This window comes from Chryseobacterium sp. PET-29 (genome assembly GCF_025736815.1).
GTDB lineage: Bacteria > Bacteroidota > Bacteroidia > Flavobacteriales > Weeksellaceae > Chryseobacterium > Chryseobacterium nepalense.
The window spans coordinates 2,317,735-2,338,698 of sequence record NZ_CP107053.1; the positions used below are offsets into that span (position 1 = coordinate 2,317,735).

The 20,964-nt window shown below is 34.3% G+C and carries 18 protein-coding genes; all 18 read right to left on the bottom strand.

All coding sequences use genetic code 11. The annotated features are described in order from the left end of the window. Window position 1: 1 nt before the first annotated feature. The 18 genes from asnB to ODE14_RS10335 all read right to left on the bottom strand — a co-directional run bounded on the left by asnB (window position 2) and on the right by ODE14_RS10335 (window position 20,964). Entirely contained in the window at window positions 2–1,807 is a 1,806-nt protein-coding gene (gene asnB, locus ODE14_RS10250) for an asparagine synthase (glutamine-hydrolyzing) (protein WP_263601380.1), read from the bottom strand. Between the two features lie 3 nt (window positions 1,808–1,810). Further along, window positions 1,811–2,575, bottom strand: coding sequence for an AglZ/HisF2 family acetamidino modification protein (locus tag ODE14_RS10255; protein ID WP_248391344.1), 765 nt, complete (start codon window positions 2,573–2,575; stop codon window positions 1,811–1,813). Between the two features lie 15 nt (window positions 2,576–2,590). Further along, window positions 2,591–3,205: an imidazole glycerol phosphate synthase subunit HisH gene (gene hisH / locus ODE14_RS10260; protein ID WP_263601381.1), complete on the bottom strand. Its 615-nt coding sequence runs from the start codon at window positions 3,203–3,205 to the stop codon at window positions 2,591–2,593. After that, complete coding sequence (locus ODE14_RS10265; protein ID WP_263601382.1) at window positions 3,202–4,347, bottom strand: N-acetyl sugar amidotransferase; 1,146 nt, start codon at window positions 4,345–4,347, stop codon at window positions 3,202–3,204. Before ODE14_RS10265 ends, hisH begins: the two co-directional genes overlap by 4 nt. Next, on the bottom strand, window positions 4,347–5,240 hold the full coding sequence (locus ODE14_RS10270; RefSeq protein WP_263601383.1) for a hyaluronidase: 894 nt from the start codon (window positions 5,238–5,240) through the stop codon (window positions 4,347–4,349). The genes ODE14_RS10265 and ODE14_RS10270 overlap by 1 nt, the downstream gene beginning before the upstream one ends. Window positions 5,241–5,411: 171 nt before the next feature. Next, a complete protein-coding gene (locus ODE14_RS10275) occupies window positions 5,412–6,614 on the bottom strand; it encodes a glycosyltransferase (RefSeq protein WP_263601384.1) in 1,203 nt (400 codons plus the stop codon). A 66-nt stretch (window positions 6,615–6,680) separates the two neighbouring features. Continuing rightward, entirely contained in the window at window positions 6,681–7,373 is a 693-nt protein-coding gene (locus ODE14_RS10280) for an FkbM family methyltransferase (protein WP_263601385.1), read from the bottom strand. Continuing rightward, window positions 7,370–8,575 (bottom strand): glycosyltransferase family 4 protein, encoded by a 1,206-nt coding sequence (locus ODE14_RS10285; RefSeq protein WP_263601386.1) that lies wholly within the window; start codon window positions 8,573–8,575, stop codon window positions 7,370–7,372. The genes ODE14_RS10280 and ODE14_RS10285 overlap by 4 nt, the downstream gene beginning before the upstream one ends. A gap of 4 nt (window positions 8,576–8,579) precedes the next feature. Beyond that, entirely contained in the window at window positions 8,580–9,653 is a 1,074-nt protein-coding gene (gene wecB / locus ODE14_RS10290) for a non-hydrolyzing UDP-N-acetylglucosamine 2-epimerase (RefSeq protein WP_263601387.1), read from the bottom strand. Beyond that, window positions 9,650–10,867, bottom strand: a complete 1,218-nt coding sequence (locus ODE14_RS10295; protein ID WP_263601388.1) for an O-antigen ligase family protein — start codon at window positions 10,865–10,867, stop codon at window positions 9,650–9,652. The genes wecB and ODE14_RS10295 overlap by 4 nt, the downstream gene beginning before the upstream one ends. Beyond that, entirely contained in the window at window positions 10,867–12,156 is a 1,290-nt protein-coding gene (locus ODE14_RS10300; protein ID WP_263601389.1) for an oligosaccharide flippase family protein, read from the bottom strand. Before ODE14_RS10300 ends, ODE14_RS10295 begins: the two co-directional genes overlap by 1 nt. Then, window positions 12,149–13,306: a glycosyltransferase gene (locus tag ODE14_RS10305; protein ID WP_263601390.1), complete on the bottom strand. Its 1,158-nt coding sequence runs from the start codon at window positions 13,304–13,306 to the stop codon at window positions 12,149–12,151. The genes ODE14_RS10300 and ODE14_RS10305 overlap by 8 nt, the downstream gene beginning before the upstream one ends. A gap of 1 nt (window position 13,307) precedes the next feature. Further along, window positions 13,308–14,318 (bottom strand): Gfo/Idh/MocA family protein, encoded by a 1,011-nt coding sequence (locus ODE14_RS10310; protein ID WP_263601391.1) that lies wholly within the window; start codon window positions 14,316–14,318, stop codon window positions 13,308–13,310. Window positions 14,319–14,326: 8 nt separating this feature from the next. Next, a complete protein-coding gene (locus ODE14_RS10315) occupies window positions 14,327–14,899 on the bottom strand; it encodes an acyltransferase (protein ID WP_263601392.1) in 573 nt (190 codons plus the stop codon). Window positions 14,900–14,913: 14 nt separating this feature from the next. Further along, window positions 14,914–16,047 (bottom strand): DegT/DnrJ/EryC1/StrS family aminotransferase, encoded by a 1,134-nt coding sequence (locus tag ODE14_RS10320; protein WP_263601393.1) that lies wholly within the window; start codon window positions 16,045–16,047, stop codon window positions 14,914–14,916. Window positions 16,048–16,074: 27 nt separating this feature from the next. After that, a complete protein-coding gene (lhgO, locus tag ODE14_RS10325) occupies window positions 16,075–17,265 on the bottom strand; it encodes an L-2-hydroxyglutarate oxidase (RefSeq protein WP_263601394.1) in 1,191 nt (396 codons plus the stop codon). 10 nt (window positions 17,266–17,275) lie between these two features. Continuing rightward, entirely contained in the window at window positions 17,276–18,568 is a 1,293-nt protein-coding gene (locus ODE14_RS10330) for a nucleotide sugar dehydrogenase (RefSeq protein WP_263601395.1), read from the bottom strand. Beyond that, window positions 18,565–20,964, bottom strand: a complete 2,400-nt coding sequence (locus tag ODE14_RS10335; protein WP_263601396.1) for a GumC family protein — start codon at window positions 20,962–20,964, stop codon at window positions 18,565–18,567. Before ODE14_RS10335 ends, ODE14_RS10330 begins: the two co-directional genes overlap by 4 nt.

Genomic DNA, 20,964 nt, shown 5'->3' on the forward strand with positions numbered 1-20,964 from the left:
TTTATAGTTTCATACCAAATATTTCTTCCCAGACTGCAATATTATATAATTTCCACTGCATTTCCCTGTTTTTAATTTTCTTAATTTTCTTTGAATACAGTTTCTGCAATATTTCAGACCGGTTAATTTTATCCAGAATTTCTTCGGAATAGGGCCACCACTTGTCTGCAGGAGCATCAAATCCTATTTTTCTTTTTCGCCACGTTACTTCATCCGGTAAGTTACCTGCCATATTTTTTCTTAATAAATATTTAGACCATTTATCATAGATCTTAAAGTTGTTATTAATTGACAGGCATGTTTCTACAAATTTGTAATCTAAGAATGGAAGTCTTGTTTCCACTCCAAAGGCCATAGAATTTTTCTCTTCAAATTTCAGAAGCTCCGGAATCTGCGCCCAAAAGATCTCAATTCTCTGCATTTTAAAAATATCAGCATATGAATTGGTAAGGTTTTTCATCAGTGTAAAATCAATTTTCTTTCTATATCTTGATTTTATATTTTTTGCCCGGAATAATATTCTCAGTTTTCTGACAAAGAAGACGCTAAAATATAAATAGTATAGGATTCCTTTGTATATTGAAATATCATAATGTCCGGGTACACTGAGCAGGAACTTTAGGTTTTTTATGAAAGAATGGTTCCTGAGATATGCCGCAGTATATCTGCTGTAACCGAGCAAAATTTCATCTGCACCCTGTCCGTCAAGCAAGACCTTGATATTTAATTTGTTGGTTTCTTCCATAAGGAAGTTCTGCATATAAATAGACAATCCGGGAAATGGCTCTTCCTGAGAAATAATGACATCGTTAATTTTTCTCCTGAATTCTTTCTGGCTGGGATATATGAGGTCCTGGTTTAGGTCAAGATGTTCTGAAACCAATTTCGAATAATAGCTTTCATCATTTTTGGGATCTCTTGATCCTACCGAAATCACATTAAATTTCTCTTTTTTCTGTTCTTTATATATTTTGGATGCTTTGGATGCCATATATGAACTGTCCAAGCCACCACTTAAAGCAGATCCTATTTTTACGTCACATCTTAGTCTCATTTTTATGGAACGTTCAAGCTCTTTATCAAAAAGACGGGCTGCATCTTCTAAAGAAAGCTTTGAAATTTCTTCATTAAAATGGATGTCGTAATATCTGTAGATTTCATAGGTATGATTCACAAGATCATATACTAAATTATGTGACCCGGAAAGTTTGCTGATGCCCTGAAAAAAAGTTTCGCTGGTCTGTTCTGTGAGATTAACGGCAATAAACTGAACAAGCACCTGCACATTTACCTGAGTGATTTTCTCAATCTCAAGTATCGGTTTTATTTCTGAAGCAAAAACAAATTTGTTATTATCTGTAAAATAGTAAAACGGTTTAATTCCAAAACGATCACGTGAACAGAAGATTTTATTGTTTTTTACATCAAATATGGCAAAAGCCCACATGCCATTGAATTTTTTCACGCAATCTTCTTTCCAGCAATCATAGGATGCAATCAGGACCTCTGTATCTGAATCTGTTTTAAACTGATACCCTTTTTTTTCAAGCTCTTCTCTGAGTTCTATATAATTATAAATAGCCCCGTTGAAGATCAAAACATATTGATCACCGAAATAAAAAGGCTGGTTTGCAGATTCACTTGTATCAATAATCGACAATCTGCGGTGTCCGAATCCCACATTATCTTTAATAAAAAAACCTTCTGCATCGGGGCCTCTGTGCGACATTCTGTCGGTCATCTTTTTGAGAGCTTCCTCTTTTACCTGTGTCTGATCTTTATATATTATTCCGGCTATTCCACACATATTTTACTTTTGTCTTAGACCTTCTTTTTCCTCGAAAGAAGGGTAGTTTATCAAAACGGCTTTGTAAACACCTTTAAATACAAACAAACTACCTGCTGCAACTCCAATAATTCCGTGCTTGTCTATTACCTGTTTAATATCATTTAAAGAGCCTGCCCCTCCTAAAACGGTAAGGGGAAGTGATATTTTTTCTCTTATTTTATCGATTAATGAAATATCGAAGCCTTTCATCACACCATCCTGATCTATGGAATTGATGATTATTTCGCCGGCACCCAGTTTCTGGGCTTCTTCCACAAATTTAAACGGATTGATTCCCGTGGATTTTTTTCCGTTGTGAGTATAAACCTCATATCCTCCAAAGAGTTTTTTCTTAACATCAAGTACTACAATTACACTTTGAGAACCTACTCTCTCTGCAATTTCAGTAATGAGACGGGGATTTTGAAGAACCGCTGACGAAAGTGCTATTTTTTCAATTCCAAGTCCAAAGATTCTTTGAGCCTGTTCAACAGTTTTCACGCCCCCTCCGTAGCAGAGTGGCATTCTGGACTGATTGGCAATTCTTTCAATAAGGCTATAATTAGGTTCTAATCCTTTAACGGTAGCATCTATATCGAAAATAGCGAGTTCGTCTACTTCTTTTTCATTAAATATTCTTACCGCATTGATAGGATCACCCACATATTTCGGATTTTTGAAGTTTACGGTCTTTACAAGTCCGTTATCCTGTATCAGAAGACTGGGTATAATTCTGGGTCTTAACATTCGGGCTGATAATGGTTAAAGTTTTGCAAAATTATGTAATAAAATTTCGCCATAGTGGTGACTTTTTTCAGGATGAAACTGTATTCCGTACTTATTTTCGTGATGTGCCGCTGAAGCAAATTCATCACCGTACTGTGTAACAGCCATGATATCTTCATTATTATGGCAATGAAAATAATAAGTATGAAGAAAATAAAAAATGGAATCTTTTTCCAATCCTTTAAACAATTCCATCTCTTTCACGGGTTTTACATCATTCCATCCCATATGGGGCAGCCGCGTTACCTGATTAATTTTTGTTTCATCAAATTTTTTAACAGTGGCATCAATCCATTTCAGTCCTTCTAATTTTCCTTCATCACTGCTGTTTGCCATCATCTGCATACCTACACAGATTCCGATCACCGGTATTTTTTTACCAAGTACCAGCTCATCGAGTGTATCCCGCATACCGGAATTATTAAGTTGGGCCATCGCATGGTCAAAATGTCCTACTCCCGGAAGAATAAGCTTCTGAGCATCCTGCAGATCGTCTTTAGACTTTGCAATTTTTACGGGAACATCTACTCTTTTGTAGACGTTTACGAATGCATTGATATTTCCCACCCCGTAATCAATAATCGTTATCATCTGAATAATCTTTTTTCTAATCCCAGTTTTTGCATTGCCTGGGCACCGAGTTTTATGATTCCCATTTTGTTTTTATAATCTTTGTACGTTTTGTTTTCCCCTTCAAAAATCTGCTGAAGTTCTTCTTTCGTAAGATCCAGTTTATTGGCAACATACTCGAATTCTCTTTGCAGGAATTCTTCCGGTAATTCCGGTCTGGAAACTCTTTCTAAAGCTTCTTCCCGTGTCATTTGCCCGGTGAGGATCAATGAAGAAAAGTGTGCTTTTCTTTTTTGGTAGCCAAATTTTCTCGGCAGCCAGTAATCTTCGTAAAAACGGGTAAATCTGGATTCGTGGTGTTTGTGCTGAAAAGGCTCCCATCCGAATTTTTCTGTTAAAAGATTTTCAGCATCTTTTTTAATATACGGAACCAGGTTCAATGGTTTAAAAACTTCCATTCCGTATACATATTTGTAGTATATCTTATAGGAAAGAATATCAACCAGAGGAAAAGTTTTCAGCGGCCTTTTGCCGAATTTGGAATGAATATCTTTTACCAATGTAGTATCAATACCTGGAAATCCGCCCCATTCTTCGGGTTCTCTGCAACATTCCGTTGAAAAATTTCCTCCCGTAAGAACATAGTTTATTTTATGTTTTTTCGCGAATTTGTAAAGTGCAGAGAAAAAAGCATAATCCTGGGGTAAGTCCTGATCCGAAATCTGTGATTTCAAAAATGCAAGCTGAAGATCTTTCATTTCTTCCCAGTTGATTACTTCTGTAAATAAGTCCAGCCCCAATCCATTGATAAGCTTTTCTATATTCCCAACCGCTTTGTCGGTATTCCATCCTGCATCAACATGGAAAATAAGAGGTCTTATTCCCATGATTTCTTTTGCGACGTAGGCAGCATATGAACTGTCCAATCCACCGCTTAATCCGATAATACAATCAAAATCTTTATTTTTTGATGTTTTTTTAATTTTATCGGCAATTTTCATTAGTTCGTTATACCCTCTTTCATCTGTATGCCAGTTGGGTTCTATGTTTTCTTTGAAATTGGTATAGTAATCACTTTCTCCCTTTTCATTGAATATTATATGAGGATCTGTAGTATCCATTATTGTTTTCGTACAGATCTGATAGGGCCTGTTTTTCATCATTATTTCTTGCTTGTTAAGACATCAAGTATTATATTAGCTTTTTTTATAAGCAAAGGATCATTATAGCTCATAAATTCAGCCTGAGTTCCGACAAAGTTCTTCTTGATATTTTTTCCTTCCGGTCTACTGTAAAAATAGGTATCTGCACCCCACCATACAATGCCTTGTGCATATTTTCCGTTATAATTAATTGATAATACCGACTGAATATATCTTTTCCAGAATTTATCATCCATCTCAGCCCACTGCAGTCTTGGATTGTCTGAATGAAATCTATGAAGCACAAAGGGTATCACGGGCTTGTTATATTTTTTTCCAATTTTTAAGGATAAGGATAAATTATCATATAAATATTCATAGTTTTTTGAAAACGGAATTTCTTTATCATCCTTAAATAAATAAAGTGACGGGAATAATACGTCTACTGTTTTATATATTTCCTCAATTTTATCATTTTTCACCAGAAAATCCTTATCATCCCATCTTGTAAAAGGAACTCCATAATGTCCCCATTTGACATTTGGACGCATCTTTTTCCCAAATTTTATAGCATCTACATACATTTTTAAAACCTCTCTGAATTCTTTAGAACTTATGTCTGCATTATGTAGGGACGAAAGATATGGATCTTCAATATCCATAAAACACATACCTGTATCCTGAGGGTTTGGATATAATCTCTCTATATTTTTGCTTAGCTTTGGGTAATCTACATTATAACCACTCCCGATGATCATTCCTTCATCCAGAACTTTTACTACTCCTATATTGTTTTTTTGTATAAAAGAGTTAAACACATTACCAGGATTCACCAATGCTACATAAAGTTTCTGATTTAATTGGGTCGGTTTTCCTGCAACCTGTCCTTCAATAAATTTATCATCAAATTTCAAATCACTGTTTTTAAAACAGGACAAAGAAAATATGCATAACAAAATTGTAACTAATCTCATAATATTGTGCTTAAAAGGCAAAAATAAGAATTTCTATTGACAGGTATAGATAAACTTACAACAGACAAGAAATTAACAAACATCTCTTTTATTATTTTATGATGCTTCATCTTATAGTAGTTCTTTGTATAAATCTATATAATGTTTAAAAGCATTTTTTTTATCAAACAATCTTAAAATTCTGTTCCTGCAGTGCGCGGAATAAAATAATTTTGTGTTTTTTTTCACCTCCTCAATTGCATTTACCAATTCCTCTGTATTTGATTTTTCAACAACAATGCCTGTTGAAGAGTCAATTGCTTCAGGCGATCCTCCTGTTTTAAAAGTAATCACCGGGGTTCCGCAGGATTGCGCTTCCAAATTAGTGGTAGGAAAAGTATCTTCCAGTGTAGGATTCACAAAAACATCAGCCGCCGAATACAGTTCAGCCAGTTCATTAACATTTTTAGTTCTTTCTAAACCGATAATTTTTTCAGGTAAATTTTTCATCTGCTTTTTACTTAGTCCCACCAATATTATTTTGTAGTCATCTGAAATTTTTTCAGCAAGTTCCACAAAATATTTAAGCCCTTTTCTTTTGTCCCATGGACTTGCCACGCCGAGTATTAAAAATTTTCCTTCAATATTGAACTTTTGCTTAATATTATTTTCCTTGTAAGTAAACTGATCAACATCAATACCATTATGGATCGTTTTGATATTATAGTTTTTAAGGAAAGATTTTCTCACTTCTCCTTCAAGCCAATTGGAAACGGGAACAATTGTCATTTGATCTATTGAAGTAAACAGCGCTCGTTTATGAGTATAATTTTTTTTTGAATTATCTGTAAATATTGATTTGGGATATTCATTTAACTGAGGGCATTCGTGACAATGCGTTTTCCATTTATCACAATTTACCAGTTCATAATATGCGCAGTGCCCTGTAAATGACCAGCAATCGTGAAACGTCCAGACAATTTTGGCTTTCGTTGTCGTCAAAAATTTAAATAAGAGGTCTATATTGACAAAATAACCATGTAAATGCTGAAGATGAATGATATCCGGATTTATTTCATTTATTTTATCAATAAGTTTTTTCGTTGCATTTTCAGAACCAAACCCATGTCTATCGGTGAGTCTGGTTAAAAGAACGTGGTAAATAAAATCAAATGTATTGCCTATTTTGAAGATTGAAGATTTACTTGGTAAATGCTCTCTGCCGAATGCAATATAGCTTTCCCATCCCTCGTTTAAAATATTTTCACCGATTTGCTCTGCAATTCTGCCAACAGATCCAATATTTACTTCACTGCTTATTTGTAATACCTTCATAATCACATTGCCAATCTGCAACTAATTTATTTTTAGCTTATTATATGCAAGGATAATTTTATATATTTAAATCTTTATAAATGATAATTCTTCCATTCCGTCCGAAATTCCAAATAATTTGTATCCTCTTTTATCCAAAGTATCGAGCAGTATTTTTGTTTTTTCTTTGCCATCAGAAAAAAATCTTTCATGAATTTCGATTAAAATTTGGTCTATCTGTACGGGGGCAGACAATATACTGTCTAAAATTTTATATTCTGAACCTTCTATATCAATTTTCAGGATATCAATATGAGAATGTCCCAGCTCCTGAACGATATCCGTAAGGCACTTCATAGGTGCCTTCACTTTTTTATTATCATCAACATTCTCCTGATGAATAACACTTCCGGAAACATGGTTGTCATTTTTTGGCAGTAAAAACTCTACTATTCCTGTTGTATCATCGATTCCATATGGATAGAAAACAAATTCTTCAGGAGTTTTATATTCTCTGATCCACTTTATGGATTTTGGAGTAGGGTCAAATGCAAAAACATGACATCCAAACTCTTTTATCAGAGATTCATCAAAAGAAATATCTTCTCCTACCCCGAAAGAATATATAATGGATTGTTTATTAATTTTTTCCGGACAAACATAAAAACCGCCATAATCATTACCATACCACACATGATGAATCTTTATATTTCTTTTCAGGTATGTAATTCTGCCAGTGATGGCTTTAACTTTGGTTTTTATTTTCGTAATCAGGCTCATGGTTTGTTTTTTAAATGATATCTTTTATGTTCTTTTATCATTACTTCTGTAAACTGTTGTGCAATAGGCACAAAGTTATAATTATCTACTATATTTTTTCTTGCATTTTTTTTGTAAACTTCAAATTCTTCCGAAGGCATATTTCCAAATTTTTCAATAGCGCTTCTAAATTCCTCCACAGAGTTTTCTGAGAAGATGATCCCTTTTTTATTTTCTGCCCTTGAAACATTAATTTCATTTTCCTCAAGAACAACAGGAAGTTCACAAGCCTGCACTTCATAATAGCTCATGCTGCATTGCCTTGGAAATATAGCTACATCTGCCGTCTGATAAAATTTAGCCAGATCAAAATAGGTCTGGGTAGGGTATCTTATAATATTATTTTCAGACTGTGAAAATAATTGGTTCACCTCCTCACCATATTCATCTTTTGGTGTATTTCCGACAATGATAAATCTAATATTTCTATTTTGTAATTTAATCTTTTTTCTTAATGATTCTGCAAGAAATTTTCCTCCTTTGGCAGGATCCATTTTTCCGGCATAAATTACAACAAAATCGCTATCATCAATTCCTAATTCTTTTCGGAATTTCTTTTTTGCTTCCGGATCCGGTCTGTAGAATTCCGTATCTGTTCCAAAAGATAATAATTCTGTTTTTGAAAGGGGAATATGATAATGTTTTTCTACAAAATCCGTATCTACTACTCTTATAAGTGGTATATTATTTTTTAAAATAACAGGAGTAACAAACCTTCTGTAAAAAGATCTGAAATATTCTCTGAATTTATTTTCAGAGGCCATTTCCAGCATGTGGCAGTCTAAAACATAGGGTACATTCATTTTTTTATAATCCCAAAGTAGTTTTATACCGGTCACAGTATCTTCATTATGAATAAAAAGGACATCTGGATTTAAAGATTTTATTAATTTATGCAAGCCCGGTTTAAAAATGGCCCTGCCACTGTAATATGCATATAATGGATGCCTTACAATCTTCACCCCTGTCGCTTCTTCAAACCTTTTATCTTTTTCTATTATATTATCTTTTCCAAAAAAAGAGGTCAGAAATGTAGGAATTTTATCTAATTCTCCTGCAACAATAATCACCTCATGGCCTTGTGAAGCCTGCAGCCTGGTAAGTAAATTTATCTGGTATCCTGCATTAGGATGTACGAAATCTTCAACGTGTACAAATCTCATCTTACTATTTTTTTAGTTGCTGAAGAATAAAATCTCCAGACTTTCCGTCACCATATAATTCTTTATCAAATGTTTCCTTACGATCAAAAATTTTAAATGCATTATTCAAAATATCATTTTCGTTGATCTCTGACAGAATATTATACCCATTATCAACCAGCTCTCTCCATTCCGTTTCATCGCGAAGAGTAAGGCACATCTTTTTAAAGAAATAAGCTTCTTTCTGAAGGCCTCCGCTGTCCGTAATGACAAATCTGCAGTTATTAAGACACCAGATCATCTCCAAATAGCCGAGTGGCTCCAGGAAAATAATATTAGGATATTCTGCTTTATAGTCTGAGGTAATATCTTCTAATTTTGATTTTGTTCTTGGGTGCAATGGCAAAACAATTTTGACTTTTTCCCCTACTTCGTTCAATGATTTAAAAATAGTACGCAATTTTTCAGTACTATCCGTATTTTCAGCTCTGTGAACTGTACATAAAATAAAATCTTTCGGAACTTCTTTGTTAAAGCTAATCTGTTTTTTAGAATAGAACATGGAGGCATCCAGCATGATATCGCCTGTTCTTATAATTTTTTTATCCTTAAAATTTTCAAAACCTTCTTTTTTTAAATTTTCTACGGCGTAGTCTGTAGGGCAAAAAAGGATATCGCTTAATCTATCAGTAATAATTCTATTGATCTCCTCCGGCATTTTATTATTAAAAGATCGTAAACCTGCTTCTACATGCGCTAATTTTATATGCAGTTTTGATGCGACCAAAGCTCCTGCCATTGTAGAATTTGTATCTCCGTATACTAAAATCCAGTCCGGTTTTTCTTTTAGCGCTACCTGTTCTATTTCGGTCATCATCTTACCGGTCATTTCTCCATGGAGCTTGCTGTGGATATTTAAATTATATTGAGGCTTAGGAATATCCATTTCTTCAAAAAATATTTCAGACATATTCTCGTCATAATGCTGTCCTGTATGAACAAGAATTTCTTCAGTTTCAGGATCGTTCATTATTAATCTGCTTAAAACAGCTGCTTTTATGAATTGAGGTCTGGCTCCGATTATCGTTAATATTTTCATTTGTATTCTGAATCGTTTTTAATTGTATTTAGATCTATGGAGGAAATAACAGCTAATGATGATATATACACCCACCAATATGTAAATCCTAATGAATCACTATTGATAACACCAATTATAGGAATTACGATTACACTGGCATAAAAGATTCTTTTTAAAGATGAATTAATGTAGGAGTTAGTATAAATCTTCCGCATGATTAAAAAAAGCCAAATGACAAAGAGAAGAAATATAAAAATTCCGTATTGTGAAACAATTTCCAGAAAAAAGTTATGTGGATTTATGATTCCCTGGTGGCGTGGTGCTTTAGCCATATGAGTTTCAAAAGCTCCGGCTCCCACTCCAAATCCATTAGTTTCAAATAGGAAGTCAATCCCTGATAAGAACACCCCTTTTCTTATATTGGCAGAAGTATCTTCGTTGTAATCAACATTTACCCTGTTATTAAATAAAATCTCAATATTATCTGTAATATTATTGGGCAAAAACTTATAAGAAACAAGAAATAATGCTGTTAAACCAAGAACGGCAAATATATTTCTGGCTTTCAGTCTTAGCAATGATAAAAAATAAATAGCAACGACTACCATAGACGTTCTATTAGTATTAATAAAAATAATAAGGATGGAAACTCCCAGCAAGATCATATATAAAATTTTCCTTACTTTATTTTTATCATCCATCAGCGCCCAAAAGATCATGGGGAGGCATAAACATATATACACACAGTAATTATTATAATTACCGAAAAAAACAGCAGCAAAGGGAGCATATATTCCTATTCCTCCAATAAGCCTGTCTTCTTCAGAGTATGCAAAGTGTGTCATGGTAACGATCTCATAAATAGCAAACGGAATTGTAAAACACAGTCCTAGGATCCAACCATTTCTAATAATAAGCAGGCTTTTTTTATCATTTTTTAATAAAAGAGGAAAAAATAAAAGGCTAAGCATACCTATCGCCATAACAATTAATTCTGAATTAAGCCCTGCTACCGGATCTGCACTCCAGAAAAGAGTGATAACCCCATAGACCAGCCAGATACAATAAGTCTTGAGCCCAAATTGAATTGTCTTGTTATAGCTTAAGTGTGTTTTATTAATAAACACGTTCAAAAACAACGGTATCATTAATATTAATAATCGTGAAGGCTGGAAAGATCCGCCCAATCCTCCAAGACATAATAAGAATATTATAAAAAAAACAAAATACATTAATGGTTTGCTTTTAAAATCATTTTTAAATCATCTAATTTGGGTACAAGATAAGAAATAATACGGGTATCCGTCATTTTACAATATATCACTAAGCTTGTAATAAATAAAGTACCAAATGAGATTGAAGTTGCAAGTGCGGCTCCCTGAAGACCTAATCTGGGAATAAATATTATATTGGTAACAATAGTAATGATCAGAGCCATTACATTAAGATATATATTCATTTTGGGCTTTCCTTGCGCGGTATAATCAGCACTGATGATTTTAGCACCTCCAAGGAGTATGACTCCGGGGGCAAGAATCAAAATAAGATTTTTGATCAATAAAAATTTTTCTCCAAATAATAAAGGAATAAGATAATCACTTAATATATAAAATGCAAAAGTTGCAATGGTTGTGAAAAGGAGTATCGTTCTGGTAATAATAGGGATGAGCTTTTTCCTAAGATGTTTAACACTCGGATTTGAAAATAATGGGTATGTAATGGATGACATGGTGCTCGAAAGAAGCCAAATAAAATCTACAATTACCAGACAGGTTGAATAAAAACCAACATCTTTTGAACCTAAAAAATAACCTATTATAAATATGTTGATTCTATAATTAAGAAAGGTCACAATATTAGAAAGATACGACTGAAAGCCATAACGGAATATATACCGTGATATTTCTGAACTAAAAAACCGAAGGTTATTAAAAATATTATATCGAACGGATAAGAATATGATTAAAGATATTGAAGATATTATATAGCCCAGCATAAAAAATAATGCTGTTTTTTCTAATGTAAGATTGAAAAATTTAATTGATATTGCCAGTGAAGTGGCCAATGTAAGATTAGGAAGAATGGTAAATATCGAATAATTTTTAAAATCCATACTTCCCATCAAAATTGAAAAAAGAATATTGGAAAATAGCATACCCACACTGCTAATTACCATATACATCTTTATGTTATGCGGAATCATATTAAAGTCTGAAAGGTGCAGATTATAAAAAATCAGGCTAAAAATAAGAAATGATACCACAGATAAGATTGCACCCAGACAAAAAGTATTAATCAGTGCATTTTCCGGTTTATATTTTTTATTTTGCAATACATATCCTGTCGCTGCATCTACACCTAAAGTAGCAAAAGTAGAGGAAAGACTGATTATATTTAAAAAAATAGAATAAATACCATAATCTTCAACAGTAAGGTTTTTAACAATCATTGTTGTTCCAAGAATGGAGATCAAAGCACCTAGTCCCCGTCTGATCATTAAAATGATAATATTCTTAGCCATTTAAAACTTCTCTATATACATTAATAATCTTCTCACTCACCACATCTTCTGAATAATTATCCCTGCAATAATCAATTATTTTTTTACTGTCATAATTATTCTCATTTGCCAATATTAGTTTCATTGCCGAATATAATTCATCTGCAGAACCTTTTTCTACAATGATTCCTACCTCATCATTAATAATATGCTCGGGGCCTCCACAGCGTGTCGCAACCGTTGGTAATCCCATTGCAAGTGCTTCAATAATTACAACACCAAAGGTCTCCTGTAAGCTTGGCGAAATATAAAAATCCGCTTTCTTTAGATTCTCCAATACATTTTCGCGGTCCAGCTTTCCCAATAAAAAAACACGATCCTCCATTTTAAGTTCTTTAATCTGGTGTTCGATATTTTTCTTTTCACTACCATCTCCTCCTATCCATAATTCTACATTTGTATTTTCTTTATACAACATAGAAAAAGCTTTTATTAAAATATCAAGCCCTTTTACCGGAATGAGATTAGATAGTGTAAAAAATATTTTTTTTTGTTTATCTCTTGGAAATGAGAGTCTTTTATTTCCTTCCTCAAAAAAAACATTTTGAATAGTATTAGGAATCACATTCCAAGTACTTCCCAGCTTTTGTGAAAGAGTCTGTGCCAAACTTTCGCTCACCGCAATATTATAAGCACAATAATCAATGTTTGATTTAAAAATTTTTAAATCCTTTTTATTATACCCATTCATTGCAAAGCCCGTAGAATGCTCTGTAATAACAAAAGGAATATTATACTTTTTGTTGATATATTTAATAATATCCCTTGCAATGGTTATAGAATGTACATGAATAATATCTGGTAAACCATTGTCATTTATATATTTTTCAAAAAGATGCTTGCAGGTGGTAAACCATCTTTTATTATTCAATTTCTCTAACAACGGATAATGCCATATTTCCTGTGTGTAGGTTATTACTCCATTAACATTCATAAACTGATTTTGATTTCCTGAAACATCAAAATCTTTAAAACTTCTGAATAATGGTGATACAACACCTACCTTATCAATTTTTTTCGATAAAATCTCGGCTTGTTCCTTAAAAAAAATCCCTACGATAGGTCTGTGTCTTGAAGAGTACCATGAAGGAATTATAAGCAAATGTTCCATATTATTTTAAAGCATAAATCCTTTCAATAATGTCTACTACTTTAAGACCTTCCAAAGCATTTGTTGTAATTGTGTTTCTCCCTTTCAGAACATCCACTACATTTTCTATGATATAATGGTGGTTTGCAGCAGAACCCTTGTAGGCACCGTAATCATTTCCAGGATTGGTAGGGGGTAACTCCGGCATTATATAATCCTTAATATTGCAGATTTCCACCTTGTCCATATATTGTCCGCCAATTTTTACGGAACCATTTTCTGCAATGATGGTCATGGAGCTTTCAAGGTTTTGGTTCCATACAGAAGTAGAATAATTCAGAGAACCCATGCCGCCGTCAACAAAATCAAAGTTTACAAATCCTGAGTCTTCAAAATCAGTGAGGTCTTTATGGTTGAAATCGGCAAATTTGCCCTGAATATTGGTAATATCGCCAAACAGCCAATACATGATATCTATAAAATGGGAAAACTGGGTAAACAGTGTCCCGCCGTCAAGCTCTATTTTACCATGCCATGACTCCGGTTTATAGTATCTGTTGTCCCTGTTCCAATAGCAATTAAGCTGAACCATATAGATCTGCCCCAATTTACCGCTTTCTATCATTTCCTTGATCCATGCAGAAGGTGGGGAATACCGATTCTGCATAACGGCAAAAATCTGTTTATGTTTGTGCAAAGCCTGGAAAATAAGTTTTTCGGCATGCTGTTTTCTTAGTGCCATCGGTTTTTCCACCACTACGTGCTTGCCTGCAGAAATCGCCAGATGAGCCTGTTCAAAATGAAACCCGTTGGGCGATGCGATATTGATAACATCTGCTTCAATTCCGGAATTTAAAAAATCGTCTAAAGATTTAAAAAAGGGCACATGATAGCTTTCGATTCCTAACTCCGACTGATCTTTTACATCTATTAAGGCTACCAGTTCACATTCAGGGTTTCTGGAAACCATCTCGGCATGTCTTTTTCCGATATGACCACAGCCGACAACTGCAAATTTTATTTTTTCAGACATTTTATATTCTAAATTTTCGAAACTTTATTATTTTCCAATTTGTACTTTTCACCGCTTTCTTCGCACAGTGCAAATCCTTTAGCATCGAAATTAAGACGGTGTCCAAATTCACTCATCCACCCCATCTGTCTTGCAGGATTTCCTACAACCAATGCATAATCGGGAACTTCTTTTGTCACTACCGCGCCTGCTCCTATAAAAGCATATTTCCCGATATTGTGTCCGCAAACAATGGTAGCATTGGCTCCTATTGATGCTCCTTTCCCTACATGGGTTTTAAGATATTCATTTTTCCTGTTTACGGCACTTCTGGGGTTAATGACATTGGTAAAAACCATTGAAGGACCGAGAAATACATCATCATCGCATGTTACACCTTCATATATTGATACATTATTCTGAACCTTTACATTTTTCCCTAAAATTACTTTAGGAGATATAACTACATTCTGACCGATATTACATTTTTCTCCCAGAACACAGTTTGGCATGAGGTGAGAAAAGTGCCAAATCTTGGTTCCTGCTCCTATTTCACAACCTTCATCGATAACTGCTGTTTCGTGTGCAAAAAAATCCGACATGCTATCTTTATTTTTTAATTATTAGTTTTGAAAAAGTTTTTAATCTCAGAAATTATATAATCTGAAATCTGTTGATTAAATTCTGTATGAACAGGAAGAGAAATTACTTCCGAACAAAGTTTTTCCGTAACCGGCAGGCTAAAGCCTTCTTCCACATATTGTTCAAAAGCCTCCTGTCTGTATAATGGCAGCGGATAATAGATCATGCTGGGAATATCTTTTGCGGCCAGGTATTGTTGCAGTGCGTCTCTTTTTCCATTTTTCACTTTCAGCGTGTACTGGTGAAAAACATGGGTGGCATTTTTTGCCCTTTCGGGAACTTGGATTTCAGGTATTTCTTTAAGATTTTCATCATAATATGCAGCCATTTGATTTCTCGAAGCCGAATATTGATCAAGCTGTTTCAGTTTAACCTTTAAAATAGCTGCCTGAATGGTATCCAGTCTTGAGTTGCATCCCAGCACTTTATGATAGTATTTTTTTTGCTGCCCATGATTGGCAATCATTCTGATTTTTGCCGCCAGATCATCATCATTTGTCATTAATGCTCCCCCGTCTCCATAGCATCCCAGATTTTTGGAAGGAAAGAAAGAAGTGCATCCGATATGACCTATTGTTCCCGTTTTCATGGATGTTCCGTCTGGAAATGTATAATCTGAACCTATGGCCTGAGCATTGTCTTCAATTACAAATAGATTGTGCTTTTCGGCAAAATCAAGAATTTTTTTCATCTCTGCACTTTGCCCATATAAATGAACGGGCACAATAGCCTTTGTCTTTGGGGTAATATAATTTTCCAATCCTTCTGGAGCAATATTGAACGTATTTTCATCAACATCCACCATAATAGGTTTTAGCCCTAAAAGTCCGATTACTTCCGCGGTAGCTACATAGGTAAAGGCAGGACAGATTACTTCATCTCCCGGTTTTAAATCCAAAGCCATCATTGCAATCTGTAAAGCATCTGTTCCGTTTGCACATGGAATTACATGTTTTACGTTTAGGTATTTTTCAAATTCCTGCTGAAATTCTTTTACTGCTGGTCCGTTAATAAACGCGGTATTATCGATGCATTCCTGAATTCCTGCATTGACTTCCTCCTTTATTTTTTCGTATTGACTTTTTAAGTCAACCATCTGAATTTTCATACAATTTGTTTTATCTGAGTGTTTTCATTAGTTTTCTACTAATTTACTGATTTTCTCTCCAATGGAAAGGCAGGAAGTTGCAGCCGGTGAAGGTGCATTTCTGACGTGAATAATATTGCCGTTCTTTACAATATCAAAATCATCAATTAAGGTTCCGTTTCTGTCGCAGGCCTGTGCCCGGACACCTGCTCCTCCCGGTACAAGATCGCTTTCCTGTATTTCGGGAAGCAGCTTTTGCAGTGCTTTGGTAAAAGCCGCTTTTGATAAAGAGCGATGCATCTCTCCCAGTCCGGTTTTGCCATACTTGCCAACAATTTTTCTAAAGCCGGGCCAAAAAAGGGTTTCCATGGTTTCAGAAAAATCAAAATCAAAAAAACGATATCCTTCTTTTCTAAATGCCAGAACGGCATTAGGTCCGGCTTCAATATTTCCATCAACCATTCTGGTAAAATGAACTCCCAGAAAAGGGAAATTAGGATCCGGAACAGGATAAATAAGATGTTTTACCAAATATTTTTTTTCATCTTTTATTTTATAATACTCTCCGCGAAAAGGAATAATAATGACATCATTCTTATCATTGGTCATTTTAGTGACCTTGTCTGAATATAATCCCGCACAGGAGATCAGCTTTTTTGTTTTGAATTCTGAATGGCCGGTTGTAACAACGATTTCATCATTTTTATTAATGATATTTTTAACCTCGTTATTAAATCTTATTTCACCGCCTAATTCTTCAAAAAGCTCTTTAATTTTACCTGCGATTCCCGGGTAATCGATAATTCCTGTCTGCGGAACTTTTATTGCCTTTACCCCTTCGCAATGAGGTTCAATTTCGCGAAATTCTTCTCTTGAGAGGTATTTCAGATTCTGAAGGCCATTATCTATACCTCTTTTGTAAATATTATCCAGAAGCGGTAATTCTTCCTGTGAGGTTGCAACAATAATTTTTCCGCAGAGATCATATTTGATTCCGTATTCTTTGGCAAAATTAATGACGGAATTATATCCTTCAATACAGTTTTTTGCTTTTAAACTTCCCGGTTTGTAATAGATTCCGCTATGAATTACTCCACTGTTGTGCCCCGACTGATGTGCAGCCACATTATTTTCTTTTTCTAAAATTAAGATCTTAGAGGCGGGATTTTTAAGTTTTGTCTGATATGCCGTGGCTAACCCTACTAAACCTGCACCAACAATAATGATATCGTAGTTCATGTTTATTATTTTATAATCTTGCGTCTACTAAATTCCGGTCAAAACAAGCTTTAGTATCAAAAACTACGGCATTATCCTTTTTCAGCTGATTAAGATCCAGCTGGATAAATTCATTATGCGAAACCGCTACAATAATTGAATCGTATTTTTTCCCTTCAATTAAAGTATCTAAAATATTTATCCCGTATTCATGCCTTATTTCATCTTTATCGGCCCAGGGATCATAGATATCTATATTTACTCCGTAGTCTTTAAGTTCTGTATAGATATCAATTACTTTAGTATTTCTTATATCGGGACAATTTTCTTTAAAGGTAACACCTAAAATCAGCGCTTCCGAATCTTTGATAACGCCACCTTTCGCGATGAGAAGTTTTACCACTTTAGAAGCAATAAATTTGGCAATAGAATCGTTCACACGACGTCCGGATAAGATTACATCAGGATGATATCCCAACTGTTCTGCTTTATGGGCAAGATAATACGGATCTACGGAGATGCAATGTCCGCCCACTAAACCAGGTTTGTATTTGAGGAAATTATATTTTGTACCGGCTGCTTCTAAAACATCGTGGGTATCGATTCCTAATCTATCAAAAATTAAAGCCAATTCGTTTACAAAAGAAATATTCACGTCACGTTGCGCATTTTCTATTGCTTTTGAAGCTTCTGCAACTTTAAGGCTTGGCGCTTTATGTGTTCCTGCCGTAATAATTTTTTTGTAAAGATTATCTACTTCTTCAGCTGTTTTTTCTGTAGATCCGGATGTAACTTTTTTAACATTTGTAAGTGTATTGACTTTATCTCCCGGGTTGATTCTTTCAGGAGAATATCCTACAAAGAAATCTTCATTGTATTTTAATCCGGAATGTTTTTCCAGTACAGGAACACATTCTTCCTCGGTGCAGCCGGGAAAAACTGTAGATTCATAAATCACAATATCATCTTTTTTGATGATACCTCCCAGCATTTTCGAGGCCGAAATTAAAGGATTAAGATCCGGTGCATTGTACTTGTCAATGGGAGTGGGAACTGTTACAATGTAAACATTTGACGAAGCAATATCGGATAATTCGCTCGTTGCTTTGTATCCTGTTGATCCATTTGTTTCATTGTATTTTTTTAAGCTTTCATCGAGCTTTTTTTTATCTGCTTCCAGAGTAACATCGTTTCCCTGGTTAAGCTGATCAACTCTTATAGGGTTAATATCAAATCCCAGTACAGGATAATGATTTGCAAACTCCAGAGATAGCGGTAGCCCGACATACCCCTGTCCTATAACAGCTATTCTATATGATTTCATCTTTGTGTAAATTTATCTTTAATTTTTTCAAACCATGTTTTATCATGGATATTATTATATCCATATCCATATTTATTATTATATCCTAAATTTTCTCGGCTTACGTCATTGAGTACAAAACCTACATTTTTGATCTTATTTTGATCAATATTGGTATTGGCAAATTTCAACAAGGACTTCTCTGTATATTTGGATCTTGAAACATAGATGGTCATATCAGCCATTTCTGCAATAAGGAAGGTATCCGTAACGAGGAGCAGCGGCGCGGTATCTAAAATAATGTAATTGTATTTGTCCTTCAACGCTTCCAATAATGCTTCATATCGTCCGTTTGAAAGCAATTCTGTAGGATTCGGCGGTATCATTCCTGAATAAATAACATCCAGATGAGGGTTAAACGAAGAAACATGAATGATATCTTCCAATTTGGTATCATCGGAATAAAGATACTCCGTAAGCCCTGCAAGACCTTTTCGTGCAGGATTATATCTTTGTAACTGAGGGTTTCTGATATCTGAACCAATGATAATTGCTTTTTTCTTAGGATTGGCTAGTGTTAAAGCGAGGTTAACCGATGTGAATGTTTTTCCTTCACCTTTTACAGTAGAGGTAACAAAAATAACTTTTCCTTTATTATCTTTAGGAAGCATAAAATTCATATTGGTAATAAGAATTCTGAAAGCTTCTGCCATAGGTGTTATATCATTTACTTTCACAATTTCTGAATCGCCACTTTCAAGGCTTGGCAGCTCTGCAATAACAGGAGCCTTTATTAAAATTTCCAGATCATGTTTGGTTTCAATCTTATTATTCAGAAGCTCTTTCAGGTAAATAATAAGAAACGGCACTAATAATCCGATAAAAATTGATGCAAGAAGTACAATATTTCTGTTTGGCGAAATAGGCGCTGTAGAGGCATATGCTTTATCAATAACCCTTGCCTTGGGAGCGGTGATAGACTGTGCAATAGCCGTTTCCTCTCTTTTCTGCAAAAGAAGAAGATATAAATTTTCCTTAATTTGCTGTTGCCTTTCAATACTTCTAAACATTTTTTCTATGGAAGGAAGCTTTGAAATTTTTCCTGAAACTTTGTTTTGTTCTCCCTGATATTCATTTCTCGCCAGCTCAAGTCCCGTTTTGTTTCTCTGAAGACTTTGCATTATGGAGTTTCTCATGGATTGAATCTGCTGGGTAACATCAATAATGACAGGGTTATCCGGTGTTCCGGATTCTAACAATTTATTTCTTTGTATTACTAATTGGTTATATGCTGAAATTCCTGATACAGCTTCAGTGTTATTAAGCCCGATATTTGAAGGTAACACCTGATATTGACCTTGATTAGAAACAAATCTTATTAAAGAATTTGTAAGCTCCAGCTGGGCATCAACTTCCAGTTGCTTGGCTCTTGCATCAGCAGAGCTTTCGAGGTTTATTCTTGCTTCGCTTTCAAGGTCTGTAAGATTATTTCTTGATTTAAAATTTTCCTTTTCATTTTCTACTTCACCCAATTCTCCTGAAAGCTTTTTCACTCTATCTTCAATAAAATCCAGCGTCTTTTGAGATTCCAGATTTTTATCCAGGATCGCTTCATTGTTATAAGCAATCACAAGATTATTCAATACATCTTCTGCTTTTGATATTTGCGGATATTTAAAATCCAGCTTTAAAACAGTTGCATCTTTGGTAATTAAAGAAACATTAAGTGCAGACTGAAGGTTGTTAACTGTACTTTCTAATGACGAGATTTGTAACTCAATATTTTTTGCATCAGCTCCTTTTATTAATGACGGATTGAATTGTCTGTTTTTAGTAATAATAATATTTGCGAAAGGAAGTGATATCGTCTTTCCGTATGTGGTTACAATTGGTTTTTTTAACTTTTCTGAATTGAGTGTCAGTTTATCTCCGTCAATATTAAGTTTAATAGTATTACTTGATGCATCGCTTGGTTTTTCAGAAATTATTTTCACATCAATGGGCGAGCTTAATTTGTATAGCTCAAGCGTTCTAATTCTTCCTTTTGCTATAACAGTTGTCTGAAGATTCTTATTAAGAACAACCTCACGCATCAATTTTTTTGATTTTAGGATCTCTATTTCATTAGCAATGCTGTTTGTTTTTAGCCCTCCAAAACTGGTTAAGTCCGGCAATACACCAAGCTCATTACCTACAGGAGAAACTGAGCTTTTTGCATCTTTTATTAATACAGTAGATTGTGTATTATAAACAGGAACCATAAGCTTTAATGAAACATATCCTATAACAAATGCAACTACTGCACTTACTATAAACCATGGCCATTTCCTCAAATAGGGTCTTATAATCTCATTTATATCAATACTATTTGATTCGTTATTTGCTTTTAAATTTCCTGGGTTATTTTGGTTATTCAT